This is a genomic window from Xanthobacter autotrophicus ATCC 700552, from assembly GCF_043194565.1.
In the GTDB taxonomy this organism is placed as follows: Bacteria; Pseudomonadota; Alphaproteobacteria; order Rhizobiales; family Xanthobacteraceae; genus Xanthobacter; species Xanthobacter autotrophicus_F.
Window position 1 is genome coordinate 1 of record NZ_JBAFVS010000052.1, and the last position, 7,004, is coordinate 7,004.

At 59.2% G+C, this 7,004-nt stretch carries 6 protein-coding genes and 1 pseudogene; 1 reads left to right on the forward strand and 6 read right to left on the reverse strand.

The annotated features are described in order from the left end of the window. The 5 genes and pseudogenes from V5F48_RS24705 to V5F48_RS24725 form a co-directional block, all read right to left on the reverse strand. A pseudogene (locus V5F48_RS24705) lies at positions 1-627 on the reverse strand (transposase); the annotation flags it as partial. 229 nt (positions 628-856) lie between these two features. Beyond that, positions 857-1,231 (reverse strand): hypothetical protein, encoded by a 375-nt coding sequence (locus tag V5F48_RS24710; protein WP_394260609.1) that lies wholly within the window; start codon positions 1,229-1,231, stop codon positions 857-859. A gap of 93 nt (positions 1,232-1,324) precedes the next feature. After that, the gene (locus tag V5F48_RS24715) at positions 1,325-2,311 is read right to left on the reverse strand and encodes a hypothetical protein (RefSeq protein ID WP_394260610.1); all 987 of its coding nucleotides are present in this window, start codon (positions 2,309-2,311) and stop codon (positions 1,325-1,327) included. A gap of 119 nt (positions 2,312-2,430) precedes the next feature. Beyond that, complete coding sequence (locus V5F48_RS24720) at positions 2,431-2,718, reverse strand: hypothetical protein (RefSeq protein WP_394260611.1); 288 nt, start codon at positions 2,716-2,718, stop codon at positions 2,431-2,433. Positions 2,719-2,768: 50 nt separating this feature from the next. Then, positions 2,769-3,146, reverse strand: a complete 378-nt coding sequence (locus V5F48_RS24725) for a helix-turn-helix domain-containing protein (protein WP_394260612.1) — start codon at positions 3,144-3,146, stop codon at positions 2,769-2,771. Positions 3,147-3,919: 773 nt separating this feature from the next. Between V5F48_RS24725 and V5F48_RS24730 the strand changes: the two genes are divergently transcribed. Beyond that, positions 3,920-4,309 carry a hypothetical protein gene (locus tag V5F48_RS24730; protein ID WP_394260613.1) on the forward strand — a complete coding sequence of 130 codons (390 nt, stop codon included), beginning with the start codon at positions 3,920-3,922 and terminating at the stop codon, positions 4,307-4,309. A 693-nt stretch (positions 4,310-5,002) separates the two neighbouring features. Here V5F48_RS24730 and V5F48_RS24735 read toward each other — a convergent pair. Continuing rightward, positions 5,003-7,004 (reverse strand): autotransporter outer membrane beta-barrel domain-containing protein (locus V5F48_RS24735; RefSeq protein WP_394260614.1); only part of this gene is annotated, 2,002 nt, incomplete at its 5' end.

The window sequence follows — 7,004 nt, forward strand, 5'->3', positions numbered from 1 at the left end:
GCATAGCTCAGCCGCTGCACCTTCTCCGCAGCTCGGGTGCTCGTCTCCGGCGCGTCGGCCGGCGCGTCGTCGACGTATGTCGTGCCGTCGCGCCACATCGCGTGCATGATGACCGCGAGCTTGCGGGCGACTGCCACGCGCGCCTTCGCATGGCACTTGGTCTTCGCCAGCTTCAGCCCCATCTCTTCACGAGGTCGGCGCCCTTGAAGCGGGTCAGCATCGCCGACGCAGCCTCGTAGAGCGTGCGCCGGACGTCAGGATCGCCCACCTTGCTGATGCGCCCCTTGACGTCAATCGATGTGCCGGACTGCCACCGCTTCGACGACAGCCCGAAGTAGGCGGCCACATCGCGCGAGCGGCGGAAGCGCGTCGGATCCTCGATCGCGCTGCTGAAGCTGAGCGCGGGGATCGGGACGACGCCGGGGACCGCCATGAACCGCGATAGAGCTCGTCGCGCAGCGATGCGCGATCCCGAGCGCGTCGGCGGCGTCGGTCTTGTTGCGCGGGGCGTTCATCGACGCGCGCAACAAGACGAGTCTCGAGGCAGACTACCGGTAGACCGATCGCGGCGAGCTCAGGATGCAGCCAGCGTGACAGCGCTCCTGCTTCATAGCCGACCCGTTTCAGGGGAGTGTCAGCCCGTCACAGGATATCGACTACGCTCCCCTTCCCGTCGATCGTCCTGACGCGACAACTGGGATTTGCTCAGGCGGTAGCCATCTGGCGTTCATGATGTTCGGAGAGAGGTTTGGGACGACCATCCGCCGTCCAATTCCCAGAATTGTCTTGATATTGAATCTGAGCCTGATCCAAAGTGTTCCTGTGGCCTCCGATGAGTTTCCGTGACGGCCCCATGCTACCATAGATTCAGATCTCGTCTCATTTTCAGATATGAGTTACACCATTCTTTTTTGCCAGTGCTGTTTATGTTTGCTTGAATGCGACCTCCTGCTTCAAATAAAAGAAGTCCATCAGCTTGATTATGATAGGTGTCAAATCCAGTTCTAAAGCTGTCGACATAATTTTTTGCTCTCATTGATTCCCCTTTTATACCACAAGTAATTTCAGCTATGGATCCAACCGCCAGGAAAAAGGCGAGTTTTTCTCGCAACGAGGCCTCCTGAGATAATGCGTTTCCGCCGGATGTTGACACAATAAACAAGAAAAGCATGCATGTCACAACCCTATAGATTTTTGGTTTAAATGTTTTGTTTATAATTTTCATTTTCATCCCTCATCATCGCATAAGCTTTTTAGAATTATTAATTTGTATTAATTATGTTTTCGTTTCGCGTGGTTCGTTACCATATTTGGATGTATTGGCTCATGTTATTTTGACAAAACTGACATCAACGTTGGCCGAATATTGAAATGTATTTCCGGATTTCTCCTTATAAAGCGTCGCCACCGACTTGGCATCCGCCAAGTTCGCCCCACCCGGAAGAGCGGACTGATCAACTCCATAGTGCTCAAACCAAGGCAGGCCGGCTCGTGCATAGTCATCCGCCGTGGGCGGTTGGTTGGGTGCATCCTCTCCGGTCACAGACTTCCAATCCTTGGCGTTGAGAAGGCTCACGAACACCCGCTCCGATGCCTCCATATCCCAGTCTTCGAGCGCGAAGCGATCGGGATAGATCTCTTGCTTCATACGGCCACCTGCGGCGAGGCCCATTTCCGGTTCGGGGACGGAGCAGGCAACAGCCGGTGCCCTAGAGTCAGTCATGATGCGGCTGGTTCGCTTGTGTTCGCGACGTACTTTCTGCCAAACATGCGCCTTGAGGGGCGTCACCTCAATCTGTAACCCACCCCATTCTTCCTTACCTGTCAGTTGCCCCTCAACTGAATACCCCTCGCCGAGCGGCATAGCGACAAATTGCCGGATGACACCGGCCTCGACCGCAAAACCGTCGAGCCACGGCTGGGCAGGAGCAACCACATAGTCCTGAGGCTCCCGGTGGAGCCCGGCCCGCCAAGCTTCGCCCGTCACTGCGTTGATTTTGCCGGCAGCGACTTTGATAGCCACCGGAAAATCGAGGCCCCAGTCCGGACCGAGGCTGAGAAAACGCAACCACATAGCCTCTGCCTGCCACATAGGAAGGACGACGCCACCACGCAGAACCGCCGCAGCAGAACGCTTCCCCGCATAGTCCTCGGCATGCCGCAGCGGAAAATCGCCAAACCCGGGCGGCAAGGGGTACGTTGTTTCAGTATCGGGAATGCGTAGTGTTCGCTGGAAGCTGATAAAGAAGTTGGTCTTTTCCTCGATCCGGGGGAAACGGAATACGAGAGTGTCATCTTCAAGGGTCGGCATCGAGACGGCCTCCTTAAACCAATTAAGAAGATGGCTGATGTGGATGAGTTAGATCTTTGATAGCAAATGTCAAAAACTTACATCCTACTCGTTAGACAACACCTCAACTAATTCATTGACTAATAACAAGTCGTTTGAGTGCCTTGGGTGGTGCAGGTGCGATGATAGCCGTTCGGGCCAGTGATGAAAGTCTGATTGCCGTAGGTGGTGCCTACGGTACCATTTGACCCATAAGTTTGATTGCCATAGGTGTTGTAGGTGGTCGGAGGAGTCGGGACCGAGGCCTGTCCACCATAGAGACCACGATTTCCGCAGGAACTCTGCCCGTATAAACCTTGATAGCACTGAGCATTAGCTGAAACATTCATCCCTATAAGGGCCGCAAAACCAATCAAAAACCTATTCATTTGTATATCTCCTTCCGATTTTCAGCTAACATACTATGTGATTCGCTTACCTACCACTCACCATCGCGCACATCCCGCACGATGCGCAGGATGGCATTGTCGGGCATGGTCTTGGCTGCCCGGATCAGCTCCGCGAAAAGCAGCGGCCGGGCGAGAATCGCCGAGCGCAGGTCGGCGGAAATTTTGCCTGCGAGCGCTAGCAGCACATCGCGGTTCTCGCCGAGTTCATCGGCAAGACGGACGAGCGTTTCCTCCCCCGGCGGCGCTACTTCGCCTCGCTCGATGCGCGACAGATAGGCGGGGGTCACCCCGCAGCGCATTGCCACCTGCCGCAACGAAAAGCTGGAGTCCGCTTTCGCACGCTTCTCTCGCAAGCGACGAACGTGATCGCCGAAGGACTCAGCTCTCTCCTTGTCGGCCTTTTGCATGTTGCCTATATATACAACGTCAGGTATGAATGCAAGGCCCCGCAGGGATTGCACGCTGAGATTGGTTCACGGCCTCTGACGGCCATAATGCCTAGCGTTTTGCTGAATTGGAGAAAAGTATGCGCCTTATCCCGGTCGGCATCATTGCGTCGTGTATCGCCCTAACTGTGGGAGGATGCGCCCAAATGCAGGAACATCGAGAGCAGCTTGCGGCGGCTGAGCAGACGGAAGATGATGCGCTGTGTCGCTCCTATGGCGTAGCGCCGGGTAGCGACGGCTACGTACAATGCCGGATTAATGCAACAAACCAGCGAGCGCAGGCGCGCGCAGCAGGGCTAGCAGCTTATATGAACCGAAGCCAGACTCAAACCCGCAATGTAAACGTTTGCTTGCCGCCGCGTCCAGGGCAAGTGGACACCTGTTCCTATCGTTACTGAAGCATTTGCCTGGGACGTGCTTTGAATAAGGCCGCATTCGGCGATTTGATTCTTCTCGAGAGAGATCATCTGTACATAGGGGCCGCGTTCACATACAGGATCATCGCTGCCGCCGCTGCATGTTGCAGCACTGCCCCACTTCGGGTTTTGTTGGCCGTTATGGAGAGCAATCGGATGGCGAACGGTCCGGACAGGGATTGGCTCACAGGATATATCATTGACGCGGTAGGAGCTAATTTGTGCACCAAACCGGTCTGCACGACATGCGGAGCTTTGGCATTTCGGCGCGGCTTGCGACAGCGTTGGCCGCATAAGAGTTGGTCAAAGGACACCCCATTGTCGGCCGACGACTTGATATCTCTTACGCGGGAGCTTGCCGGCCTGAGAGATGAGGTTCTGCGTGGCTGGAAACATGAAGAGGCCGTCCGGCTGATACTTTACGATATTTGGTGTGCCAACCAGAGCAGCGCCGCAACGTGCGACTTGACAAAAATCCTCGACGATTCTTGGGCGGGCTCAATTTTGATGAAGATGCAGGAACACCATCATCGAAGGGAAGGAGCCCTTCATCAACACGAGGAGCGCAATGATCCTGAGAAAGTAAAGCTATACCGCGAAGAAAAGAGGCGGAATCGACAGACCAAGCACGCGGAGCGGTTGCAGGCGAAGAAGAAGCGAGATGACGCTTGGCGATTGCGTCAACTTCCTGACGAAGGAGAAAAATGATAACAAGCCACGTATCCATAACCCCGATAATGGGCTATTTCGCAAAAACAATCACATAGGCGTTCTCAGTTTCATCCTGATCGGCGCGCCACTCTTTTTAATGCCTTAGCCCCGCTCGCTGCGGGGCTTTTGCGTTTTTGGGAAGAATTTGGGGAGTATGCGTCGGCGGACGCGGGCGGATTTTGGCGGGATTTGGCGGGTCGGTTGGGGGCGGGGCGAACGTCACGCTCCCTGGGCCACTCAGCGGGAGCGCCCCCTCTCCGCGACTTTATGGATCCGCGTACAACTGAGCCGAAAGTAGGCCTGTTTCGCCATCCCATTAGAGCGTTTTCGAGCGAAGTGGATACCGGTTCGCGTAAAGAAAACGCGTAAACTCAATAACCTAGAGCATTTCCCCGATTCAGTGAAACGGGGAAATGCTCTAGCAAGCAGGAAGACTGCGCGCTGCCTGATGCCTTCCTTGTGGCCCAGGTTGCCCCTCAGCTGCCGTCTGGAATGTCAGGTTTCGGGCATTCGGACAACTGCGGGTTGAACTCGCGAGATCGCGTGCTCGACCATTCGCAAGGTGGCCTCCCATAACCGCTATCAGGCTCGGATCGGCGACGGGTCGGTATGGGTTCTTCCCGGCTACATCTCGGGGGCCGACGAAGCCTCCAAGGGCGCCGATGAGTCATTCCTGAGATAAGCCTTACCTCAGAACTTCCAGGCAAATTCTGCCGAGAACGCATTCTGTGAGGCGCCGGAGGCGATCTGCCCGTTATATTTGACCGAGAGGGTGGCAAGCTCCGAGGCGGCATAGCCGAGCCCCGCGCCCACCAGCACGGCATCCTGCGCGATGGGGGCGCCCGCCACCTGGAAGGGCGTCGTCCCGCCGGCAAAGAGCATGCTCGCATAAGGCGTCGTGTCGCCGAAGGCGTGCTGCCAGGCGAGGCTCACGCTCGGGGTCAAAGGCCGCCCCAACACACCAATGGAAGTGGCGAGCCGCACGCCCAGCGTCGAATAGGTCGTCTCGAACGATGCTATATTGACGCCGAGCCCCGCCGCCCCGCCGGTCTCGGTGAGGGAGGCCCCATCGAGGTTCAGATAGGCCAGCCCCGCGAACGGCTCCACGTCGACGGTGCCGAAGGTGAGGCCATAGGCCAATTCGCCGAAGGCCTGGAAGGAGCCGGCGCCATAGCCGCCGGAGAGCGCCTCATAGAAGCCGGGGAAGGCGACGGTGCGGTCCAAGGAGACATCGTGCCAGCCATAGGCCAAGGCCCCGCGCGCGGCGAGGCGGCCGAACTGGGCCGCGCCGTAAAGGCCCATGTCGTACGTGTCGATGGAGCCGGAGGAGGCCCGGTCCGCCACATCGAAACTGGACCGGCCATAGCCGCCGAAGAGGCCGGCGCGTGTGGTCTCGCTCACCGCCGCGTCGGCGCCGATGAGGAAGCCGCCAATGGTGTTGGAGACCGAGGCCGCATTGGTGTTGCCGTTGGTTTCGCCCCAGCCGCCATAGCCCAGCGCCCACAAGGTGGGGGTGAGGCCCGCCCCGAGAAGGGCAGTGGCCGGCGCCTTCACCGGCATGGCGTAGCCGAGCGGCGCTGAGCCTTCCGGCGTGAGCGCCTGCATGAGGCGTGCGCCCACCGCATCGCGGACATAGCTCGATTGCTGCACGATCACCGTGCTGGCCGAGGCATAGGCCTCGCCCGAGAGCGCGGCGAACGCGGCCCCCGGCGTTGTGCCCTTGGGCAGAGCGAGAATGGCGTCATAGATGGGATTGCCGTCGCCGAGGGTCTGGGCGGCGTTGGCGGCACCGGCCTCGTTCGGCGTGCGGGCGAAGGTTGAGAACGCGATGTCGTTATAGATCAGCCCCAGATACACATTGTGGGTGTCGTAGGAGAGGCCCGGATCGAGGAAGATGTAAGTGCTGGTGGGCAAGTCGCCGGTGAGCGAACCGAACGTGCCGGTGACCGTGCCGGAGGTGGTGATGATGGCGTAGGCCGTTCCCGGCAGGAACACCGCCGCGCCGGCATTCACAACGACCGATGCGCCGGAAGACAGGGCGACGGCACCCGTGGCATCGATGAGGTCGTGGGCGCCGCCGGCGGTCACGTCCACCTGGTAGACCGAGCCGGAATTGAAGGCGACGTCGCCTTTCACGGTGAGGGTGCCCGGCGAATTGCCCGGCGCCGCAACGCCCCCTGAATTAACCACGAGCCCACCGATTGTGCCCTGGCCGGCCAGAACGCCGCCGGTCTGCACGGTGAAGACGGAGGCGTCGAGGGCCGCATTGGCGAGGGTGACAGTGCCCTCTTCAACGAACGTGCCGCCGCTGAAGGTGCCGGACGATCCGAGCTGCACCGTGCCGCCGCCGCGGAAGGTCATCGTGCCCGAGCCGGAAAGGCCGCCGCTGAAGCCATAGGCATCGGAGCGATCGAAGACCAAGGCGGCATTGTTCAGCACGTCGCCGGCGAGGGAGCCCGCAGTGCCGCCATCGCCGATCTGCAGCGTGCCGGCGGAAATGGTCGTCCCGCCCCCATAGGTGTTGGCGCCGGTGAGGATGAGGGTGGAAGCCCCCTCCTTGGTCAGGGCGCCATCGCCGGAGAGGACGCCGGCGAATGTGGCATCGGCGCCCTGGTTGACGGTGAGCGCCTTCGTGCCGAGCGCGATCGCCCCGTCGGCGCTGCCGGAGAGGGTCTTGATGCTGGTGCCGGCG

Coding starts and splice junctions, on each gene's coding strand:
- V5F48_RS24725 (WP_394260612.1), bottom strand. CDS start 3,146: ATGCAAAAGGCCGACAAGGAGAGAGCTGAGTCCTTCGGCGATCACGTT.
- V5F48_RS24720 (WP_394260611.1), bottom strand. CDS start 2,718: ATGAATAGGTTTTTGATTGGTTTTGCGGCCCTTATAGGGATGAATGTT.
- V5F48_RS24715 (WP_394260610.1), bottom strand. CDS start 2,311: ATGCCGACCCTTGAAGATGACACTCTCGTATTCCGTTTCCCCCGGATC.
- V5F48_RS24710 (WP_394260609.1), bottom strand. CDS start 1,231: ATGAAAATGAAAATTATAAACAAAACATTTAAACCAAAAATCTATAGG.